The 21,880-nt window shown below is 63.7% G+C and carries 19 protein-coding genes and 1 pseudogene; 16 read left to right on the forward strand and 4 right to left on the reverse strand.

All coding sequences use genetic code 11. The features are described 5' to 3' along the window. Positions 1-927 carry an ABC transporter permease gene (locus D472_RS0113175; protein WP_017604953.1) on the forward strand — a complete coding sequence of 309 codons (927 nt, stop codon included), beginning with the start codon at positions 1-3 and terminating at the stop codon, positions 925-927. Further along, a complete protein-coding gene (locus tag D472_RS25485; RefSeq protein WP_017604954.1) occupies positions 924-1,868 on the forward strand; it encodes an ABC transporter permease in 945 nt (314 codons plus the stop codon). The genes D472_RS0113175 and D472_RS25485 overlap by 4 nt, the downstream gene beginning before the upstream one ends. 101 nt (positions 1,869-1,969) lie before the next feature. Here D472_RS25485 and D472_RS0113185 read toward each other — a convergent pair whose 3' ends face one another. Then, positions 1,970-4,249, reverse strand: coding sequence for a catalase (locus D472_RS0113185; RefSeq protein ID WP_017604955.1), 2,280 nt, complete (start codon positions 4,247-4,249; stop codon positions 1,970-1,972). A 406-nt stretch (positions 4,250-4,655) separates the two neighbouring features. Between D472_RS0113185 and D472_RS0113190 the strand changes: the two genes are divergently transcribed. The 4 genes from D472_RS0113190 (at position 4,656) to D472_RS0113205 (ending at position 8,250) form a co-directional block, all read left to right on the forward strand. Then, entirely contained in the window at positions 4,656-5,792 is a 1,137-nt protein-coding gene (locus D472_RS0113190) for an AI-2E family transporter (protein WP_083903469.1), read from the forward strand. A gap of 306 nt (positions 5,793-6,098) precedes the next feature. Then, the gene (locus tag D472_RS0113195; protein WP_017604957.1) at positions 6,099-6,821 is read left to right on the forward strand and encodes an HNH endonuclease family protein; all 723 of its coding nucleotides are present in this window, start codon (positions 6,099-6,101) and stop codon (positions 6,819-6,821) included. Between the two features lie 94 nt (positions 6,822-6,915). Continuing rightward, positions 6,916-7,734, forward strand: a complete 819-nt coding sequence (locus D472_RS0113200; protein ID WP_017604958.1) for a metallophosphoesterase family protein — start codon at positions 6,916-6,918, stop codon at positions 7,732-7,734. A 300-nt stretch (positions 7,735-8,034) separates the two neighbouring features. Beyond that, complete coding sequence (locus tag D472_RS0113205; RefSeq protein WP_017604959.1) at positions 8,035-8,250, forward strand: hypothetical protein; 216 nt, start codon at positions 8,035-8,037, stop codon at positions 8,248-8,250. 68 nt (positions 8,251-8,318) lie between these two features. Here the strand turns inward: D472_RS0113205 and D472_RS0113210 are convergent, their stop codons facing one another. Then, positions 8,319-9,140: an alpha/beta hydrolase gene (locus D472_RS0113210; protein ID WP_275040600.1), complete on the reverse strand. Its 822-nt coding sequence runs from the start codon at positions 9,138-9,140 to the stop codon at positions 8,319-8,321. Positions 9,141-9,771: 631 nt separating this feature from the next. On the opposite strand from D472_RS0113210, the gene D472_RS0113215 reads away from it, so the two are divergent. From D472_RS0113215 to D472_RS28180, 9 genes and pseudogenes are all read left to right on the forward strand, one after another. Continuing rightward, on the forward strand, positions 9,772-10,884 hold the full coding sequence (locus D472_RS0113215) for a DUF4185 domain-containing protein (RefSeq protein WP_017604961.1): 1,113 nt from the start codon (positions 9,772-9,774) through the stop codon (positions 10,882-10,884). Positions 10,885-11,095: 211 nt separating this feature from the next. Next, the gene (locus D472_RS0113220) at positions 11,096-11,386 is read left to right on the forward strand and encodes an FmdB family zinc ribbon protein (protein WP_026117656.1); all 291 of its coding nucleotides are present in this window, start codon (positions 11,096-11,098) and stop codon (positions 11,384-11,386) included. Between the two features lie 27 nt (positions 11,387-11,413). Further along, on the forward strand, positions 11,414-12,670 hold the full coding sequence (fmdA, locus tag D472_RS0113225; protein WP_017604963.1) for a formamidase: 1,257 nt from the start codon (positions 11,414-11,416) through the stop codon (positions 12,668-12,670). 163 nt (positions 12,671-12,833) lie between these two features. Continuing rightward, positions 12,834-13,636, forward strand: a pseudogene (locus D472_RS28175) (IS5 family transposase). 289 nt (positions 13,637-13,925) lie between these two features. Continuing rightward, positions 13,926-14,441, forward strand: a complete 516-nt coding sequence (locus D472_RS25495; RefSeq protein WP_033303741.1) for a hypothetical protein — start codon at positions 13,926-13,928, stop codon at positions 14,439-14,441. A gap of 401 nt (positions 14,442-14,842) precedes the next feature. After that, positions 14,843-15,673 (forward strand): hypothetical protein, encoded by an 831-nt coding sequence (locus tag D472_RS0113245; RefSeq protein ID WP_152447949.1) that lies wholly within the window; start codon positions 14,843-14,845, stop codon positions 15,671-15,673. Between the two features lie 2 nt (positions 15,674-15,675). Beyond that, entirely contained in the window at positions 15,676-16,200 is a 525-nt protein-coding gene (locus tag D472_RS0113250; RefSeq protein WP_017604968.1) for a hypothetical protein, read from the forward strand. 454 nt (positions 16,201-16,654) lie between these two features. Further along, positions 16,655-16,813, forward strand: coding sequence for a hypothetical protein (locus tag D472_RS28430; RefSeq protein WP_161625104.1), 159 nt, complete (start codon positions 16,655-16,657; stop codon positions 16,811-16,813). An 88-nt stretch (positions 16,814-16,901) separates the two neighbouring features. Next, positions 16,902-17,048 carry an SAM-dependent methyltransferase gene (locus D472_RS28180; RefSeq protein WP_017604970.1) on the forward strand — a complete coding sequence of 49 codons (147 nt, stop codon included), beginning with the start codon at positions 16,902-16,904 and terminating at the stop codon, positions 17,046-17,048. Between the two features lie 431 nt (positions 17,049-17,479). Here the strand turns inward: D472_RS28180 and D472_RS0113265 are convergent, their stop codons facing one another. Then, positions 17,480-17,800 (reverse strand): CU044_2847 family protein, encoded by a 321-nt coding sequence (locus tag D472_RS0113265; protein ID WP_026117657.1) that lies wholly within the window; start codon positions 17,798-17,800, stop codon positions 17,480-17,482. A 130-nt stretch (positions 17,801-17,930) separates the two neighbouring features. Between D472_RS0113265 and D472_RS29520 the strand changes: the two genes are divergently transcribed. After that, positions 17,931-18,266 (forward strand): DUF397 domain-containing protein, encoded by a 336-nt coding sequence (locus D472_RS29520; protein WP_083903468.1) that lies wholly within the window; start codon positions 17,931-17,933, stop codon positions 18,264-18,266. Here the strand turns inward: D472_RS29520 and fxsT are convergent. Further along, positions 18,203-21,853, reverse strand: coding sequence for an FxSxx-COOH system tetratricopeptide repeat protein (gene fxsT / locus D472_RS0113270; RefSeq protein WP_161625106.1), 3,651 nt, complete (start codon positions 21,851-21,853; stop codon positions 18,203-18,205). The genes D472_RS29520 and fxsT overlap by 64 nt on opposite strands. Positions 21,854-21,880 lie beyond the last annotated feature (27 nt).

A 21,880-nucleotide genomic window follows, 5' to 3' on the forward strand; every position in this document is an offset into this window, starting at 1 on the left:
ATGCTCGCCTACCTGGCCCGACGCCTGGGCCTGATCGTCTTCGTCGCGATCGGCGTGTCCACACTGCTGTTCGTCCTGGTGCGACTGTCCGGAGACGCCGCGACCCTGTTGGCCCCCGCCGACGCCAGTGACGAGGTCGTCGAGGCCATCCGTGTCAGACACGGTCTGGACCAACCCTTGATCGTGCAGTACGTGAACACGATCCTGGCCAACTTCACGCTCGACTTCGGGCAATCGTTCATGTTCGGACTGCCCGCGACCCAGATGGTGTTCGAGCGGTTGGCCCCGAGTCTGTGGGTCGTGCTACCTCCACTGCTCTTCTCACTGGTGGGCGCGCTGTCCATCGGTGTCTACGCGGCGCTGCGTCCCTCCCGACTCTCCGGGCGTGCCCTGATGGTCCTGACGTTCCTGTTCGACGGCGTGCCCTATTTCTGGTTGGCGATGCTGCTCGTGCTGGTCTTCGCGATCAACATGCAGGTACTTCCCGCCACCGGCAACGCCGACTTCTCCGCCCTGGTCATCCCTTGGACCGTGTTGACCATCTACGGGCTGGCGACGCTGAGCCGACTGACCCGAGGCCAACTACTGGACTCCTTCACCGAGGGGCACGTGGCCACGGCCCGTTCCAAGGGCATTCACCCGGCCCGGGTGCTACTCCTGCACGCCTTGCCCACCGCCTTGCCCCCCATCCTCGCGTGGCTGGGCATCCAGTTCTCCTTGATGTTCAGCGCCCTGCTCATCCTCGAACCCCTGATGAACTACAACGGATTGGGCGCCCTTCTCGTCGGAAGCGTGTCCAACAGGGATTTCCCGGTGATCCAAGCGAGCGTGTTCAGCCTCGCGGTCCTGATCACCCTGGTGAACATCCTCATGGACACCATCGTCAGAACGGTCGACCCGCGGCTACGGACGAAGGTGGCACAGTGAACGGCGCGAAAACCACACCAGGCTCCACCGGGTCCCAACAGGCGCCCGCGCCGCGCAGCGCCTCCCGGTCCAGGGAGATCATGGGCCGGGTGTGGGCCTCCCCCACCGGCAAGATCTCCCTCGTGATGATCGCGGCGTTGGTCCTGATCGCCTGTCTGGCCGATCAACTGGTCACCCACAACCCCACGGCCCAGGTGTTGGGCCAGACCAACCAACCCCCATCCTGGATGGGCGGCGAGGGCGGTCACCTGCTCGGAAGCGACCCCCTGGGACGCGACGTGTTCAGCCGTATCCTCGTGGGACTGCGGCTGAGCCTGCTCATCGGCTTCCTGACCGCCACCGCGACCGCGCTCATCGGTCTGACACTGGGGCTCTTGGCCGGCTACTACGAACGTTTCGTCGGCGGATTCCTCATGCGCGTCGCCGACATCCAGTTCGCGGTCCCCTTCGCGGCCGTCGGCATCGCCCTGGCCGCGTTCGCCGGTCCCAGCGTCGTCCTGTTGATGGCGGTACTGGCCTTTTGGGGATGGACCAACTACGCGCGGACCATCGTGTCCCTGGTCGGGCGGACCAAGCGGCTGGACTTCGTCACCGCGGCCCGCACCACGGGCGCCTCCCCCGTCAGGGTGCTGGTCCGCCACATCACCCCCAACGTCCTGGGACCGGTGATCATCTTGTGGTCCACGAGTGTGGGAACGCTGATCCTGGTCGAGAGTTCCCTGAGTCTGTTGGGTCTGGGTGTGCAGCCACCCGGGTTCTCCTTGGGGAGCATGCTCGCCGACGCCCAGAAGACCCTGCGTCTGTCCTGGTGGGCGGCGGTCTTCCCCGGGATGGGGATCACCCTGGTCGTCATCGCGTTCAACCTGCTAGGCGACGCCTTGCGCGATGCCTTCAACCCGGCGCTCGGCTCCATGAGCGAGCACGACCCGGAACTGACCTGAGGTCCCCCGTCCGTGCCCTCGACCGCGTAGAGGCACCGGCACAACGGTTCGGCGGGCCCGATCCCAAGGGTCGGGCCCGCCGGAGGAGCCGGCGCTCCCCATCAGGCCTGGACGGGGAAGCGTTCCCAGACCCGGTGGTAGGCGAGCAGTTCGGTGATGCTCTCCAGGACTCCTTCACCGTCGTCACCGGCCACGACGCCGGGCGCGTCGATCGGGATGCCCGCGACGTCGAACACCTGCCGGCCCTCACCCAGGGCACCCAGCGCCTTTGCGTGCCGGTAGGCCTCGGTGAGCATGAGCAAGGCACGCGGGTCGACGCCACCGGCGGCTCCCCCGTTCCATGCCTTGGCGTCACGGCTCGGGTAGGCGTCATCGGCCTGGCCGGGGATTCCCACCACGATCAGTGCGTCGACCTCGACGGACCGACCGGTGGTGAAGGTGCGCTGCACGGTGACGGGGTCCTCCCCGTCGGCACCGAGTTCGCCCCCGGCGGGGGCGATGACGAACGGCACCATGCCGCCCTCGAAGACCTTGTCCCGAAGAGCGCGGACCGTGGCCAGGTCGGAGTCGTCGTCGGCGACGATGCCGATGATCCGCCCCTGGGTCGGCCACTTCTTGCCCACCTGGGAGAGCGCCGGGCTGGGCGGGGGATCCGAGAGCGTGCCGGGGGACTCGGGCGCCGGCAGTCCGAGCCCCTTGGCCACCTGTTCACACAGGTAGGGGTCGACCTCGGCGAGCGCCCGCAGGGTCCGTTCCTTGATCGCGTTCTCGTAGCACCGACCCAGTTCGAAGGTGAAGGCGGCGATGGTGTGCTCGCGCTCGACCGGTGACAGGCTGAGCCAGAAGAGTCGGGGCTGACTGAAGTGGTCCGCGAACGACTCCGGCGCCTGACGCACCTTCTTCGATTCCGCTACCCGTGCGGGGACCTCGACGTAGCCGCCTTCTTCGGCTCCTGCGAAGAAGGGGCAGCCTCCATCCAGACTGTTGGGCTTGTACGGGGCCACGCCCTTGTGCACGGCCGTCTGGTGCATGCCGTCGCGCAGCATGTCGTTGACCGGTGCGTGCGGCCGGTTGATGGGCAGTTGCGGAAAGTTGGGCCCACCGAGCCGGATGAGCTGGGTGTCGATGTAGGAGAACAGGCGTCCGGCCAACAGCGGGTCGTCCGTGACGTCGATGCCGGGCACCAGGTGGCCGGGGTGGAAGGCGACCTGCTCGGTCTCGGCGAAGTAGTTGGACGGGTTGGCGTCGAGGGTGAGCAGACCGATCGGCTGGACCGGCGCCAACTCCTCGGGGACGATCTTGGTCGAGTCCAGCAGGTCGATGCCCTCGAAGGTCTGATCGGGGGTGTCGGGAAAGGTCTGGATCCCCAGTTCCCACTCCGGGTAGGCACCCGCCTCGATCGCGTCGGCCAGGTCCCGACGGTGGAAGTCAGGATCCGCGCCGCCGATGATCTGTGCCTCCTCCCACACCAAGGAGTGCACGCCGGCTTTGGGCTTCCAGTGGAACTTGGCCAGGGTGGTCTCACCCCGGTCGTTGACCAGACGCCAGGTGTGGACGCCGAAGCCCTCCATGGTCCGGTAGGAGCGCGGGATGCCTCGATCGGCCATGAACCAGATCGTGTGATGCATCGCCTCGGTGTGCAGGGACACGAAGTCCCAGAAGGTGTCGTGCGCGCTCTGTGCCTGGGGGATCTCCCGGTCCGGGTGCGGTTTGACCGAGTGCACGACGTCGGGGAACTTGATGGCGTCCTGGATGAAGAACACCGGGATGTTGTTGGCGACCAGGTCGTAGACGCCTTCGGAGGTGTAGAACTTGGTGGCGAAGCCGCGGGTGTCGCGGGCGGTGTCCATGGAGCCCCGCGAGCCCACGACCGTGGAGAAACGGGTGAACACCGGGGTCTCCACGTCCTTGCGTAGGAAGGCCGCCTTGGTGACGCTCTCGGCCGTCCCATAGGCCTTGAACACGCCGTGGGCTCCGGCACCGCGCGCGTGGACCACGCGTTCGGGGATCCGCTCGTGGTCGAAGTGCGTGATCTTTTCCCGCAGGTGGTGGTCCTGCAGGAGCACCGGGCCCCGGGGGCCCGCCTTGAGCGAGTGATCGGAGTCCGGCAGTCTCGTGCCCTGAGCGTTGGTCAGGTAGGCGCCGTCCTGAGAACGCGCTCGGGCGAGCCCGTCCACCGGGCGGCCCGTGGCCGAGTACGACTCCGGTGCGGTCTGGTCGGGCTTGGGTGGAAGCGGTCCTCGGGGCTCGGTCGGCTCCTCCAGGGGTGGAGGCTGCTTGTTCGGGCGCCCGGGAATCTTCGCCGCGGGGTCACCCCCGTCCGTGACCGCCTCCGTGACCTTGTCGACCGCTGCCTTGATCGGATTCGACTCTTTCGCCATGACTTCCCTTCACTGGCGTGGATTCGAGCACGTACCGGCGTTACGCACAGCCATGGGCCACCACGTAGGGTGGGCCGCACGGCCTGCGCTACCCGATGGTCGATCGGTTGAATCAGTGGCCCCGAAGATCACGCGAAGCTATACCCGTTCTTTGCGCAGGGTTCCGATCTCGAACAAGAACCCTCTCTCGCGCCGCGTGGAAGGCTTTTTCCGCTGACTCGCGCCCCGCGCAGGGGACGATCCATCACCGAGGGGGCGCTATCGTCCGGTGAGGCGCACACGCTTTCCATCTCCTTTTTCGCCACCCGGTGAGGGTCGCGCCACGCCCCGTTCACAGTGAGGAAGAACCGGCTTGCCCACGAGCACCACACCGACCCCGGCCCCGGGCCACGACCGGGGCGGCGGTATGCCGCGCTGGCTGCCCCGTGCCCTGATGCTGGCCCTGTGGATCATCACGGCCTTCGGCGTCGCCCTGTGGCTGTTCCTCAAGCTGCAGAACCTCATCATGCTGTTGCTGATCTCCCTGTTCCTGGCCTTGGCACTGGAACCGGCGGTCAACTGGCTCCACCGACACCGTTGGCCGCGCGGTCCCGCCACCGGAGCGGTGATGCTCGTGGTGCTGACGTCGGCCGTGGTGTTCTTCAGCCTGCTCGGGTCCATGCTGGTGGGTCAGGTCCTGGCCTTCGTCTCCGAGATCCCCGCGATGGTCCGGGCCGCGCTGGGATGGGTCAACGCCACCTTCGACACCTCCTACTCCCCCACCACGCTGCTCAACGAGATCTCCAGCGTCAGCGGGCTCGTCGAGCAGTACGCCACGGGCATCGCCAACAACGTCTGGGGCGCCGGGACGACCCTTTTGGTGTTGCTCTTCAACGCGTTGACGATCGCGCTGTTCACCTTCTATCTGTGCGCTGACGGCCCGCGTTTTCGTCGGGTGATCTGTTCGGTCCTTCCTCCGCGCACCCAGAGCGAGGTTCTGCGGGCCTGGGAGATCGCCGTGGCCAAGACCGGCGGCTACCTGTACTCCCGTGCTCTTTTGGCGTTGATCTGCGGGGCCGCGCACTACGTGGTGCTGATCCTGTTGGACATCCCCTTCGCGTTCGCGCTGGCGCTGTGGATCGGGGTGCTCTCCCAGTTCATCCCGACCGTGGGCACCTACATCGGCGGCGCGGTCCCCGTGCTGGTGGCACTGTTGGAGGGCGTGTGGCCGGCCGTGTGGGTGCTGCTGTTCGTCATCGTCTACCAGCAATTCGAGAACTACCTGTTGCAGCCGCGCATCACCGCCAAGACCCTGGACATGCATCCTGCGGTGGCCTTCGGTGCGGTGCTGGCGGGCGTGGCCATCCTCGGGGCTCCCGGTGCGCTGCTCGCACTACCGATCGGCGCGAGTCTGCAAGCGTTCCTGGGCGTCTACATCCGTCGTTACGAGGTCGCAGAACACCCGTTGCTGTCCGCCGAGCAGAAGCCGGTCGCGGCCCCCGGTGACGTCGAATCCGAAGCAACGGATGAGGCACCGCGAGAGGGCGAGAGGCCGAGGTCGTGAGCGGCCCGCCGGTGTGGTCGGCGGCCCGGGGTCGATGGTGGGCGCGGAACTCGATTCCCCTCAAGGGACCCGAACGCGTTCCGGCCGATGAGGAGGGCGTCATCGAGAAGGACCACGCTGGGAGGCCGAAGACCATGACGACCGAGTTCACCGCCCGGCCCTTGACCCACTCCTGCTGTGTTGGCGGGATCGAGCCCGACGTCGGCCGTCCGAACGGAGCCGCCGAGGTCCCCTCATCCCATCGCCACCCGGCGCCGGTGAAAATTTCACCTTCCCGGGTCTGGCCCCGTCCCCCAAGGGTCCGCCATGGTGTCAGGGTCCGACCTGTCACTCCCCCAAGGAGACACGTTGCCCGCGTCCCCCTCTCCCACCCCCCGTGTGCCTCGAACGGTGGTCGGCCCCCTGGCCGCCCTCACCGCCACCGTCCTCATCGCCGTCCTGGGATGGGCCACTCCCGCACTCGCCCACCACGTCCTGCCACCCGGTATCCCCTCCACCTCGGCCGCCCAGAGCCAATTGAACGGGCTGACCGTCCGCGCCAAGAACAGCGGTTCCGGCTACGACCGAAGCCTGTTCCCACACTGGGTGGTCGTCTCCAGCCCTTCCTGTGACGCCCGCGAGCACGTCCTGCGTCGCGACGGCCACACGGTCACGGTCGATGGCCAGTGCCGGGCCACGTCGGGCCGATGGTCCAGCGAGTACGACGGCGTGTGGACCGGCAACGCCTCGGAGTTCGACATCGACCACATGGTGCCGCTCTACGACGCGTGGCGTTCCGGTGCCAACACCTGGTCCACGACCCAACGTCGCAACTTCGCCAACGATGTCAACGCCCCTCAGTTGTGGGCGGTGACCGCCTCCACCAACCGTTCCAAGGGCGATCGCGACCCCTCCCAGTGGATGCCACCCCGGACCGCGATCCACTGCGACTACGTCAAGGCCTGGGTCAACGTCAAACACCGTTACGACCTGTCGGTGACCAGCGCCGAGAAGTCCTCCATCCAGAACACCATCAACACTCGTTGCTGATCCTCGGTGGCCCGGGGCGGGTACGCCCCGGGCCACCGGTCCACGTCGCCCGATACCGTGGCCACCGCGCACCTTCGAGCGGAAAGGCGGCCCCGTGGGGCTTTTCGGCATCAGTGACCTGCACGTGCGATACGAGGCCAACCGAGAGTCGATCGAACGGTTACGGCCCGCCTCGGAGGAGGACTGGCTGCTCGTGGCGGGAGACGTCGCCGACACCGTGCACGAGGTCGTCGACACGATGCGCCTGTTGGCCTCACGCTTCGCCACCGTGGTGTGGGTTCCTGGCAACCACGACCTATGGACCCTGCCACGGGACCCGGCGCAAGAGCGGGGTGAGGCCCGCTACCGACTTCTGGTACGAAAGTTGCGCGCACTGGGCGTGCACACCCCCGAGGACCCCTATCCCCTGTGGGAAGGGCCCCAGGGTCCGGTGGTGGTGGCACCGTTGTTCGTCGGCTACGACCACACCTTCCGACCCGAAGGTGCCCGCACCAAGCAGGAGGCCCTGGCCATCGCCCACGCCAGTGGTGTGGTGTGCACCGACGAATACCTACTGCATCCCGACCCGTATCCGAGCCGGGACGCCTGGTGCCGCGCCCGTGTGGAGTACACGCGCGCCCGATTGGACGAGTTGGATCCCGCGCTGCCCACGGTGTTGGTCAACCACTATCCGCTGCTGCGAGAACCCACGCGTGTGCTACGCCATCCCGAGTTCGCCCAGTGGTGCGGCACCGAGGCGACCGCCGACTGGCACGTGCGCTACCGTGCCCGCGCGGTCGTCTACGGTCACCTGCACATTCCTCGGACGATCACCGTCGATGGCGTGCCCCACATCGAGGTCTCCCTGGGGTACCCCCGCGAGTGGGAACCGCGTCCCGTACCACCACGGATACCGAGCCCGATCCTGCCGTAGGGGGCCGACCGTGCCCGCGACGATCGATGGGGAGCGGGCCAAGAGAACGTGCCTTGCCCACCTTTGGTTCACGTGCGTGTTCGCTGAGCGTGGAACTCATCGCACGTGTTTCCCCTTTCTCCCTGATTCTGGTGATTTGTCACCATTGATTCAGCCGGTTTCGAGCCCCCTGATCAAGCAAACGGTGAGAATCGAGGCCCTCACGCCATCGAATGACCACGCTTTGCCCATTCTCACCCCTACATTGAAGCCCCCTCGGGCAGTGGTCCAACGAACGTCACTCGAGATCGAGGGAGCATCATGATCGCGAAGTTGTCCGAAATGGGCGTCACCTCCGAGATGGCCTACAGCGCCGGTACCGCGAGCATCGGCCTGGCCTTTGCGAGTTGGCTCCTGTCCAAGAAGAAGGAGAGCGCGGGCATGGACCGGGCCGACCGGTGGGGCATCTTCGTCGGACAGTGGGCTCCCACCTTCTTCGCCCTGGGCGTCGCCCTGCGGCTGGAGGAGAAGAAGTAACCGCGGTCCCCGGGCCCGGCGAGCACGCTCTCGCCGGGCCTTTCCGTGTCCGGGGTGAAGCGTTCTTCCTACCCCGCCGCACGCAGGTGGGCGATGACGCCGTCGATGTCGTCGCGCACCAGATCGGGGCGGATGAAGTGACCGCCGCCGGGCTCGTGCGACTCGTGCGGGATGCCGGCGCCGTCCAAAGCCGCACGGAACTCGCGCTGCCCGGCGAGCACCTGCTCCTCGTTCATCCGATCGAACAGGTCGAACGGATCGGGGCTGTTGCCCGCGACGAGGAAGACGCGCTTGCCGCGATAGCGCTCGATGTTCTCCACCGCGTTGTCGGCACTCACCCGGGCCTGGTCCCACGGGGCTCCATAGACCATGCCACCGGCGAGTTCGAAGACCGAGGAGGTGAAGTTCGCCCAGTGGGTGACCAGACCGAAGTCACGGCGCATACTGGCCGGCCCCGAGTAGGAACTCACCGAGGCGAAGTGGCCGTAGTACTTGGCCGCGTACTTGAGCGCCCCGAAACCGCCCATCGAAAAGCCCGCCACGGCGCGCCCGGCGAACTCGGCGTGCGTACGGAAGTTCGCGTCGACCCACGGGACGACCTGGTCCATGTGGAAGGTCTCCCAGTTACGGGGGCCGGCATTGTTGCTGACCGGGTTGCTGTACCAACCGCAGGGTCCGCCGTCGGGCATCACGATGATGATCTGCTTACCCGCGGAGAGTTCGCGGATTCCGGCGCGGTCCCAGCTGATGAAGTCCGAACCGGGACCGCCTCCGTGGAGCAGGTAGAGGACGGGGTAGGTGCGCCCGTCATCGCGGTATCCCTCGGGAACGAGGACGTTGACGCCGGGGTTCCAGCCGATCTCAGGGGTTTCGAAGCGGTAGTACCACATGCGAGGGTCTCCCTCGTCGCTGTGTACCAGGTTCAATCCGGCGTGACTCGGAGCGGGCGGGCCCTGAGGAGCCGGGGCGGCGTGGGCCGGGGAGGTCGCCGCGAGGAGGCCGCCGGAAGCGGCAGTCAGGCCGAGGGAGAGACCGCCGACGTTCCGGAGAAGGTCACGCCGGCTCGGGGAGTAGAGGCTCACGTATGTCTCCTGGGGGTGATGGGGGTCGCTCACCGAAAGGCCGTGCCGTACTCTCGCTCTTGGTCCGGGCCGCGAAGACAGCACGGCGTTCATGGCGAGGAATGGCCACCTCGTCGTGGCCACCGCCTCAGTGAAACAGGACTCCGCGGCCCACGCACCAGGGGAACGGGTAACAGGTATGTTAATTTTCTTCCCCTTAGGGGAACCAAGTAGTTAATTTCCTACGCATCGGCACACCCCAGCGCCCTACCCCGAAGTGACATCGAAACCGGTCGGACCCCTCAGGCATCGGACGACGGCACTCGCGCTCCGGCCCGATTCCGCTCCGAAGCCACCCACCCGGTGGCGGGAGCGCCCTCACCACCGCCCGTGTCGTGTGGTCGACACCGGGCTCTGGGGCCGTCGATCCTGAACCCCGACCCGCCACCTAGGAGCGACCTTGATCGACCCCCACGATCCCCGCCCCCCGCAGACGAACCGGTCCACCTTCCTTCGCACCTGCGCCGGCGCCCTCCTCGGCTCCGGCTTCCTACTCGGTTCGGCCGCACCGGCCGGAGCCGACGACGCACGATCCCAACGGGCCCTTGAGGTCATCAAGGTCGCCGACCTCACCGGCCCCGGCCTGACCACCCGTTTCCGGATGGAGGCCACCGACCTGGGCATCCCGGTTCTCGCCCCCGACGGCCGGATGCTCTTCGTCTTCGGTGACAGCTTCGAAAGCGCCCGGGTCGGAGGCGGGTGGTGGCGCTCCCCCACCGCCCTGTACTCCACCACCACCGATTTGAACAGCGGGGTGGAGTGGTCGGGCGCCGTGGGTGGCCAGGCCGCCCATCAGCTGTGGCACTACGACCACGACAACCCGGTGTTCACCACCGTCCTGCCCTCCGACGTGATCACCATCGGCGGCAGCATGTACCTGCACGCCATGGTCAACAACGGTCTGGGCAACGTGGTCTGGACGGAGATCTGGCGCTCGGACGACTCCGGTGCCACCTGGGTCCACACCGGCGCGAAGTTCGCCCCCGACCTGCACGGCGGCCTGTTCCAGCTGCTCAGCTGGGCTGAGGGGAACGACGGTTTCGTCTACGTCTATTCCACTTCCTTCACCCGCAGCAGGCCGCTCATCCTGCACCGGGTGCCTGCCGGGGCCATCGCCGACCCGGCCGCCTACGAACCCTGGGGGTACCGCGACGGCGCCTGGGGGTGGGGCAAGGCGCCCACCCCGATCCTCGAAGGCGCCTTCGGCGAACTCTGCCTGCGCCCGCTGGACGGAAAGTGGATCCTGACCTGGTTCAACGCAGGCGATTACCGTATCGACGGCATCATCATGGACACCCCCACCTCGAACCTGTACACGGCGCATCGCCGGACCCTGATCCACGGCGGGTCCTGGGGTCACGAGGACGACTCCCACGTGGCCCAGCTCTATGGCGGCTGCGTCATTCCCGGCTCCACGCTGAACGATCTGCATTTGAGCGTCAGCCAGTGGAACACCGACCATGGTTGGCCCTACCGGGTCATGCAGCACCGGATTCGAGGGTTCGGCGCCTGAGTACGTCCACGGCGCAAGGGAGATCGCGCGGCACCCCGATGGCCCCCGGGGTGCCGTCCCACAACACACGTGGGCGCCTGCTGGGCTCACCGACCAGCTTTCATTACACTCCGAATCACTATGATCACATTCGGTTCGTGCCATCTCGCTGGTAAGCGCCACTCCGGATGACGAGGATCTTCCAAACTTCCACCGGTGAATGGGGACCGTCATGGCCACGTATCGGTTCAGGTGTGACGAACACGGCCGCCTGGAGATCGAAGCGGCGATCGGGACGGCCCCGCCGACCCTGGAGTGCCCCGACTGCGGTGGCCAGGCCCGTCGGGTGTTCTGCGCCCCGATGGTCGTTCGTTCACCTCGCGCCATGACACAAGCGTTCGAGAACGCCGAACGCAGCGCGGACGAACCGAACGTGGTGAAGTCGATCCCGCCTTCTTCGAGCGCATCGACCCGGCAACGCTACACGCACGATCCGGCCCACCAACGACTTCCAAGACTTTGAGGTCACTCGCTCGAAAGGCGATCGCCGATGCCCGAACTCCTGTTTCCGCTCGACTCCTCCAGGCCGTTCACCGACCAGGAAATCCTCGGTCACAACCGATATCACCCCGACATTCCTGCGGCTGTTCGGGTCAGACCCGGCTCCACCTTTCGTATGCACTGTCGGGAATGGTTCGACGGCGCGATCAAGAACGACGACTCCGCACAGGACATCCTCAACGCTCCGATGTCCAAGGTGCACGCCCTGTCGGGTCCCGTGGGGATCGAGGGCGCCGAACCGGGTGACCTGTTGATGGTCGACGTCTTGGACGTGGGGCCCATCCCCCAGGAGGACTCCGGTCCATTGGCCGGCCAGGGTTGGGGCTACACGGGTATCTTCGCCAAGCACAACGGCGGTTCCTTCCTCGTCGACCGGTTCCCGGACGCCTACAAGGCGGTATGGGACTTCCACGGCGAGGTGGCCACCTCTCGGCACGTCCCAGGGGTGGCCTTCACCGGCATCACCCACCCCGGTCTGATGGCCACGGCCCCTTCGGCGGAGTTGCTCTCCCGGTGGAACAGCAGGGAAGGCGACCTGATCGCGACCGACCCCGACCGCCTGCCGCCGTTGGCGCTGCCGCCCGAACCGCAGGACGCCGTCCTGGGGACTTTGAGCGGTGAGGAGTTCGACCGGGTGGCGGCGGAGGCGGCTCGGACGGCCCCGCCCCGGGAGAACGGTGGCAACCAGGACATCAAGAACCTCACCCGAGGAACCCGCGTGTTCTATCCGGTCTTCGTTCCCGGGGCGAACTTCTCCGTCGGTGACCTGCACTTCTCCCAGGGGGACGGGGAGATCACGTTCTGCGGCGGGATCGAGATGGGCGGCTTCATCGATCTGCACATCGACCTGATCAAGGGCGGTATGCACACGTACGGGGTGAGCGGGAACGCCATCTTCATGCCGGGCAAGACCCCGCCCCAGTACTCCGAATGGCTGGCCTTCTCCGGAATTTCGGTCACGCAGGAGGGTGAACAGCGCTACCTGGACTCGCAACTGGCCTACCAGCGCGCCTGCCTGAACGCGATCGACTACCTGACCAAGTTCGGTTACAGCCCCGAACAGGCCTACCTGCTCCTGGGCGCGGCACCGATCGAAGGACGTTTCTCCAGCGTGGTGGACATCCCGAACGCGTGTGCCACGGTCTACCTTCCGACCGCGATCTTCGAGTTCGACGTGCGGCCGTCCAAGTCGGGACCCGTACGGATCGATCCAGGGATCGGCGCGCCCAAGGCCGCCGATTCCTAGAAACCTTGGGCGCTTCACCGCGATGTGATGGTGAAGCGGCCAAGCACCCCGCGTGGAACGCCGCGACCTTGCCCGCCCCACGGCAGCGATTCCCGTGGCTCGCTCCGACACTTCGTAAGAGCCCATCTCAAAAGCGCTAAGAGGTGCTCCTGAGCCTGGCATGATCACGTGCTGTGAGCGATGTGTTGCCGACGGACTCTGGGAGATCGTCCAACCACTACTGCCTCCCGCCCCGAAGACCGGTCGGCCCCGCCTGGACCGAAGAGCCGTGTCGACCACGATGCTGTTCGTCCAGGCGTCAGGGTTTTTCCGGGAGAAGGCCGACCGCTTATGCGGCCTTACCCGTGCCACCGCTCACCGCTGGTTTCAGACCTGGACCGAGATGGGCCTGTGGCCCACGATTCACCGCACCCTCCTGGATGGTCTGGGCAGACGCGCCCTGCTGGACTGGTCCCGCGCCACCGTCGACTCCCAGGCGATCCGCGCCAAGAAAGGGACGGACCACCGGGCCGAACCCCACTGATCGTGGCAAAGGCGGCTCCAAGCCCCACCTGCTGTGCGATGACCAGGGCTTCCCGCTGACCTGCGCGGTCTCGGCGGGCCAACGTCAACGACATCGAAGCGCTCAAGCCCCTGGTCCGGGGCGTCCCGGCGGCGCGATCGCGGCGAGGTCCCCGGCGGCGTCCGGCCAAGCTCCACGGCGACAAGGCCTACCACTCCCGGGAACAGCACCATCGGCTGCGCGAGCGCGGCATCGGGGTGCGCTTGGCCCGTCCCGGCATCGAGTCCTCACAACGGCTGGGACGGCACCGGTACAAGCTCGAACGCTCCATCACCTGGCTGGACTCCTACCGCAGATTGAACGTGCGCTGGGAGCGCAAGGCCTCCACCTTCCTGGCCATGCCCGGCACCGCCTGCATCCTCATCTGCTATAAACACCTGGCCAAGCATACTGATGGCTTTTGAGATGAACTCATAGCACATGCTCGGTGCGCGCGCCGCCAAAGCTCCCGAGCACTCGCCCTACCAGCAGAGGAATTGGCCATAGTTTCAAGCCTCTGACCGGAACCGGCCACCCCGGCTGTTGTCCACCCTCACAGAACCCTGATAAAAAGTTCCTTGGCACTTTCCTCTCCTTCTGAAATCCGCTTACCCCACCCTGCTTCACAGATATGGACAGTCCCCACCCCTTACAGTACACAAATAAGATTCTGTTTCACCTAGACGAACCCCCACCAGAGCATCATGGAAACCCATGTCACAAGAAGCCACGAACATCGTCCGCATGGCCGCTGTCGGGATCACCGCATTGGGCGCCATCGTGGCCGGATATTACGGCAGAAAATCAGAGAGAGAAAAGCAGAAACAAATCGAGTCCGAGATCCTGGCACTCGATGGACCCAACAGAAGCATCAGAGAAAAATTGGAAGACGTTGTATTCATATCCAGATCGATCAAAAAAGAAGATGACATTCAATTAAAAGAAACAGAGGAGGAACTAAGCGACATCGAGGCCAAACTCAATAGAATTGAAAAATTCGCCGAAGCAAAGCCCCCATCCCAAGAACGAGAAATCCAAGATCTTTTCGAAAAGGCCGCAGCATCTTTAGAGCAAGAGAGCAAGGAGCGACATAAGGACATCGTTCCCGGCAAGGAGCAAGAAAAGAATACCAAGGGTGTCAGATCCGCCCTTTCCCGGGCCGTATCAAAGTTCACCGAAAGCGGACACACCAAGAGTAGTGGACCCACAAACGACGGGTGGATGAAATGACAATCCAATCATCTATCATTCTACTCATTATTGCTGCTTCAGCGGCCCTGAGCCTCATGCACACGATCCATCGGAAGAAAATAAATAGGTCGGAGATCTTCATCCCTGACATGGTCGAAGTTCACAGCCTCGAACGAGACCTGGACAGGATTCAGGAGATTCGTCACGGGATCGCAGACGCCGATGGGTCGCTCAGAGGGAGGATCAACGCGCTCACTGTTGCAGTAAACAGATTGGAGAAAGAGAAAGGTCGAATCTCTCCAGACTCCACGACCAGTGCCTTTCTGAAAATCAGAGAGAGTTCGGAAAAAACTGCTACCCAACATCTGGAGAAATACACAGCCCGGCGGCAAGAGCGAATCTAACAGACCTGGAAGTCCTCAGGGGAGTTCACTGAAACAATGCTAGCAGTAGCCGTCATAGTAGGCACAGTCGGCCTTTATGCCGCATGGCAGACAAGACAGCTGTTCAAAAGAAGATACGAGAACGATCAGCGGCAAGTGAAACTTGCAGAGCTGAAAGCAAGAGAAAAAATCGAAAAATCCCTCGAAGACCCGATCCATTACTTGATCGAGATCGAGGAGATTCGGACATCGCTGACCAAAGAGAAAACAAAAAAGGCTGAACGCTATGTGGAGAAGGCGGAATACCTATCCGAATCCCTGAGAGCAGCCAGGGAGAGGATTGATTTCCAGCTGGCCAGAGTCAAGTTGAAACACGAGGTACTCCTCGATGCGGGAAACACCCGAGAGCTGAGCGACGGAACGTACGAGATAATCAACCTCCCCTCACTGACACCCACCGAGGAACAGGCGATACGCCGGGCGATCCAGCAGGACAACGCCTACATCACGAAGTCCCACAAGGTCAAGGAAATAATCGACAAAACGGTTCTTCTTCTCGACGCGAAGAAAAGCGATCTGACCATCACCAGCAACAGCACAGGATCTCGACTCCTGCAGCAGAGCCGCTTCCCTGAAGCCCTTTACAAGGAGGCACTCAAAGAAATTATTACCGTATACCACCCTGAGCACGAGATCGCATCAGAGGAAGCACCTCAAGAGATCCGCTCAGAAACCGACGAGAAGACCGGAGCCACGCAGGGAGCAATCCACGAAAGCCAGACAGAAATCAAATTCAGGTCTTCGAGCGAGCGACTCTTCGAGCTCGCCAGAAAAGCACAAAACAATCCCCCGAAGACCAGTCGTGAAGAAATGGAAATAGTCGAATAGATATGCTTGAAATGATTTTCAATATCATTCTCGTTTTGTTTGCGGTTCCAACGCTTTTGACATTGCATTCGATCCACATCGAAGCACGCAACCGCCGCATTCACGCAACAGCAGAACTGGTCACCACTGGGCTGATTCGCGAACGAAAAGAACAGGAGCTGAAAATTTACAGCGAATCATTCCAGCGCCGACTGAACGCGATTCGGAGCTGCGAAAAAAATATCTATGGATACTTTCCCAACAGCGAGTATCCGGAACAGCTCAAGACCAAGGTAAGCCCGCAACAGGCCCAGGAACGAATCTCTGAGTTTCTTAAAGTTTATGAAAAAGAGGAGAAGCGGTTCGAAGATCAGCAACGGGAGCTGGAAATTCGACTTGCAGATAAGAGGCAGCACATCCAGGAAATAAATCGCAGGTTCCGCAGGGTCGACCGGGTGTTCGACATCTCGGCACTGGTCCTACGCGCAGCCTTGGTACTGGCGATCCTGTACTCCCTCACAAGCCTGTTGTTCGGGCTGATCCCGTGAACCTTTTCATCCTTCTCATCGAAGTCGCGAAACCACCGACCGACCGGCCTGGAAACCCTCACCACACCACCACCGCCTAAGGCGGACGAACACCATGAACCACGAAAACGAACTCGTCCAAAGCGGCCGGCCCTCGTCCAACACCTTCAGGCTTGCGCGTTTGGACCAAGTCGGGAGCATCCCATCCGGCAAGCGCTCACAGAACACTGCGAGCACACCGAACCTGAGCCGGGGTTCCCGAGACAACGGTGATGACCACGGTATCGAGTTCTGAGCAGCTCGCAGTGGCCGTCCCTCGGGGATCAGGCGGGTGTCCTCCACGTGACGCTGGCCGTGCGACTGTGAACGGGTCCGGCCCATGGCAGCGCATATGGACTCAGGCGGGTATCCAGATAGTCGTTTCGTGCCAGGTGTGGTGGAGGATCTGGCACGTACTGAGTTCGATGGAGACGTGTTGTCGAATTCTCAGGCCACGGTGCTCGCTTTCTTGTTCTCGAACTCCATGAGTGTCAGCCGGCCGATCGCTGAGTGCCCGCACCGGCGGTCATGGAAGGTCTCCAAGTACTCGAAGATCGCGTTGACCGCCCCCGGCCGGGTCCGTCACCTGCGTTGATCCAGCAGTTCGACCCGCATGCGTGACCAGAAGGAAGCGATGACCACGTTGTCGTAGCGGTACCCATCCCACGGAGAGGACCAGCGCCGTGGCCGAAGAGCGGGCGCAAAGCACCGTGGAGCAGTGGAACGCTTCGGGTCCCGCCACCTATCACCCGCGCTCCCCGGAGCAGGTCACCGGTTTCTTCGACGGTTGGGACCTGTTGGAGCCCGGTGTCGTCTCCTGTTCCTTGTAGCGCCCAGGTCCCAGCGACCTCGGCGCCCGCCCCAAAGGGCGGACGTACGTGTTCGTCAAGCAGCCATGGGAGAAGGGCGCCGGCTCCGCCCGCACTCATCCCATCCGACCATCCGCACCACCGGCCTCCCGGCTCAACGCGCAGGCTGCGAGGATTCAGCACTCGGGGGGCGGCCCTCGAGACCACCTTGCCCCCTTTTCAAGACGTAGAGGCCCCTCTGGGCGCCTCACGCACGGTCGCCAACGAGTGGGCAGGTAGAGACACCCGTGTGAACGCGGTGTATCCGATGGCGATGGTCATGGGCCTCGAAGACGGCCCCAGACCCGCAGCAGGAGACGTCGACCAGTTGCACTGGAACCGATGGGGTCCGAGCCACCGAAAGAGGCGCGGGCTCCATCCCTCAAGGTCGAGAGGGCCGAATCCGGCACGGATCAGTCTTTGTCCCGCCAGACCATCGTCACCTTGAAGGAGCCCTCCCCGCTCCCTTTGGCCACGATGACATCGGCCTCCGTACTCACGGTGATCCCGAACTCGACCTTGGTCTCATCAGGTCTGCCCCGCCCCTTGGACAGTTCGTCCATCTGCTTGGTGACGGCCTCCGCGATTTTTCGGATTCGGGAGGCGATCGCTTTGAAACCCCTGTCCCTCTCGGGGCGAACACCGTCACGTGACACCCCGGATACCCCGACCCGGTGCACTGGAGTCGCTTCGATCGTGATCGACACGTCGTCATCGATCACAAAGTCGACCACGTTCTGCACAAGAACCCCACTCAACTGATTCCGGAAAGGACTTGACAAACAGACCGGAACGCCCGGACTGTAAAGTGGTACACATCATCCGGAGTCGATATTAGTCGAACACCGAACTGACACGGAAGGGATGGCCGTGCCCCGATCGGAGATCACCGACAAGGTTCCTTCCCCACAGGCATTCCGTCCCCACCCACCTCACACTCCACTTCCTGACACATACGCACCAGAATCAAGGTCTTGGAATAAATCGAGTTGGTCCGGTCCTGCACATGACTGTTGTGAGGTTCGATTGGATCGAACCCCCTCCATAGGGTTTCGGGATTCGCACCACCCCGACACCGTCGTGCTGGAGTTCACTCGAAACGAATGGCTCGCTTTTCTCCAGTCACACCGCTCTGGTCAACGGGCCACAGGCATGAGATCACAATCGAGCCTGCGAAACTCATCCATGGTCACCACGTAACCATGTTCGGCTCCGTAGACATCGGCGCACTCCTGCCGGAAGAGGTCCCATTCCTGTTCCACGTCCTCACCCAGAGCCCGGCGACTGATCAGGTGGTTTCGACGAGCCATCATCAAAAATACGTGATCCGAAGCCAAATTCTCACGACACCTCTCCTCGGCTTTTCGGTCCTGCTCCCGAGCCTCCCGCACTCGCCCGAGGCCGAACAGGTCGTTTCCGAGGTTGATGAGCACTGGCAGGGTGGTGACCCTCGCATCACCGTAGGAATCACGCAACGCGGCGAGCGCCTGTCGGTCCAGCTCCAGCGCCTGGTTGAATTTACCCGCGGCACGGAGAATGATGGCGGCGTTCACTCGGGTGACCGACGGGAACGGATGGTAGGCGCGATAACGGGAATCGACCACGGAAAGCACCTTCTCAGCTTCCCTTTCCGCTTCACCTACACGCCCATTGAAGACCATGCTCACCATGTGAATGGAACGACAGAACAAAAATGCTGCGGAATCATAGAGATGGAATCGGCGATAGTCGTCCATCGCCTTTTCTGAGCATTCCAAGGACTTTTCATATTCGCCTTGACGCCGATAGATCACCGCCAACATCAACGGTATGTCCACAGCATTGGGACCATCGTCCGCGCCGATGGCCTCGAGTCGCCTGACACAGTCCTCCAGTGTTTCCCTTGCTTCGATCAACCGGCCCAAGGCCAACAGGGTCAAACCCGCGGACATTCGACTACGTAGGGTGTCGATGTGATTCTCACCCAAGGCGTACTTGCGGCGTTCAGCGTTCGTCAGATCGACTTCCAACGCCTCACCGAAGCGGCTGCGTCGTTGCAGGATGGTGGCCAAGTCGTGCGCGGCTTGGAGGGTCCCTTCATCATTCTCACCGAAGCGTTCCCGACGGTATTCGTAAACTTCCGTGAAAATAGCCTCGGCTTCCTCGAAATCTCCCAAATTACTCAGGGCGATCCCTCGGGCGGTCCGTGCGTCCATCGCCTCCTCACTGTCCCGCCCCTCCAGAGCCGCCTGTTCCTGGTACATACGGTCGGCCTCGACCAGGCAGGTCTCGTTGTCACCGATGAGTCGCAAACACCTGGCGTGCACCTTCCACACCCGAAAGCGGTGAGTCGGGTTGTCACTCCATTCGTCATGGGCGTGACGTGTGAGGGTCAGCGCGGTGCGGTAGTCGCCCGTCTCGGTCAGGAACTCGGCCAGATTGATCACCAGCCCGCGAACCTGCGCGTCCTTGCTTCGCCAAGCGCCCGATCCCATCACGTGGGAAAGCAGTAGAAGGTACTCGGCGCGGTTCTGGGCCTGCTTGGGCCCGACGGGATCGCTCTGGGCCAGGAGGCGATGGGCCAAAGCGCGCTGGAGCGAGCGTTCCTCGACGTTCATGGAATGCTGCACCACGCTCTGGAACGTCGCGTGCAGCTGGAAGGTGTTGTCCTGGAGGTCGAACTCGGCCAGGCTGTGCCGATGGGCATAACGCAGCACCTTCGACAGCATCATGTCGTCGCCCAGGACCCGTGACAGATCCGGGTTGTGGCTGAGCCCTCGCGCACGGTGGAAGATCGCCCGTGACAGGGGGCGCGGTGCGAAGAACGAACAGAGCTTGATGAACTCCAGCACCAAGCGCTTGGTCTCGCGTTGGGCTCCGGTGCTTCGTTGCAGGTCCTCCAGTTGTATGCTCCACGCCGCGGCGAGAGGCAACGGGTACTGGTCGTCGGCTTCGACGTGACCGACGAGTTGGTCGAACTTGTCGCGCAACTGGTTCAGGAACTCATCCGTCCCCATCAGTGAGTCGCGCAGATACGCCCCCATCTGAGCCAGCGCCAACGGCAGATGTTGGAGGCGCTCCGCGATCAGTTCGGCCGTGGCGCGGTCCTCCTCCAGCCGGTGGGGGCAGATCTTGCGCAGGAGCGCGACACTTTCCGCCATGGTCAGTTGCGGAATGATCCGACCACCGCCGCGGCCACTGTGAATCCATCCTTGGTCCCGCGAGGTGAGCAGGATCCTGCCCGCGCCACCGAGCGGGAGCAGTTCGGGCGTCAGTGTGTCCAGGTCCGGCACGTCATCGAAGATCAACAACCAGTCGCCGATCCCTGGTTCGTTGTCCAATGCGTCGTTGACCGCCTGGATGGTGAGTTCGGGGCTACCGGCCGCGCCCTCGATTCCCAGACGTTGCGCCAGGCGCAGGTAGGCCTGGTGGATTTCCGCGCTGGTGTTCGCCTGGAACCACCATACGAGGTCGTAGTCCTCGCGGAAGCGGTGGGCGTACTCCATCGCGATCTGGGTCTTGCCGATGCCGGTGCTTCCCGCGAGCAGGAACGTGGTCCCCGGGTGGTCGAAGAGCGTTTCATGGATCTCGTCGAGGATCTCGTCCCGGCCCGTGAAGTTGAGGTTCTGCTGTGGCACGCCCCCGAGGAAGGCGAGCCCTCGTCGGGAAGGGCGTCGTCGCACGCCCTTCGAAACCGTGGGAACGGACCGTACGGACACCCTCTGTTCCGTGTCCGGTGGCTGGGGCGCGTTGTATGTGGTCACGGCGAAATCCACTTCCTCTTGCGCAGCGGTTGGATCGAAGGTCCGGGCCTGGGGAAAGTAGGAATCCTCGCCTTCCAGCACCTGGCTCAGACGGACCGCGAGTCGTCGGTACTCACCGGGCATCTCCGTGAGCGCGGGAACGATCGCGCGGGCGAGTTCGATCTCCGCGTCGTCGAGTTCGTGGATCCGGGGCAGCCCCGTCTCGATCCGAGACAGCCACTCGTAGACGTTCGACACGTCCTTGAACTCGATGCCCAAGGCGTGGAAGACCGAACGCATGGTGCCGATGGCCCCGAGTCGTTCCAAGAGTTCCCTGCGCACTCCGGGGCGGAATTCGAGCGATGCGCGTCGAGGATCGTTCAGCGGAGCCTTCGGTGCTTCCCCCGTCATCAACGCTCCCCCCAGCACTTCGGCGACCTCGGCACCGGCCGCGAACGCGGAGACCTGCGGGGTTGGCCGGGGGATGGTGCGCTGCACCACCTCGGCCACGGCGAGGTTCACCGGCGCTTGTGCCAGCCGTACCGCGAGTTCGCGGGCTCCGTAGGAAGAGGCGGACAGGAAACGATCGACCCGCTCCGCGGGGGTGAGCGATGCGGGATGCCCTTCCGGCGGAGGCGGTGCGGTGTCCAGCGACCACACGTCGGCTTGCCAGGTCCGTAGGCGACCGGACAAGACCCGTGCCCATTCGGCGAGTTGGTCAAAGGAGGGTTCCAAGATCGGGATATGCGCCGCTTCGTCGACAGGAGGACGATCGGTCTCTCCGGCACGTGCTGATTCCCAAGAAAGCATCGTGGTCTCGCCTCGTTCACCGGCCACCACCCGCATCGGTTCGGTGGCGATGACGCTCAGGTTCCGGTGGGAGGAACCGAACACGTGCAAGAGCGCGATCGGAACCCGCTGGGCCAGCGAACGGAGCCGCTCCTGAAACCCGGGAGCCGACCAGGCACGGCCTCGCACGTCACTGATGATCAGCAGTGGCCCTTCGAACTCCTCATCGTTCTCTCCAGGAAGCCGCTCCTCCCGATCACCTTCTGTCACTCCCATGTCGATCCGCCTGGCCGAAATACCCAG

Origin of the sequence: Nocardiopsis alkaliphila YIM 80379, from assembly GCF_000341005.1 — a bacterium.
GTDB classification, from domain to species: Bacteria; Actinomycetota; Actinomycetes; order Streptosporangiales; family Streptosporangiaceae; genus Nocardiopsis; species Nocardiopsis alkaliphila.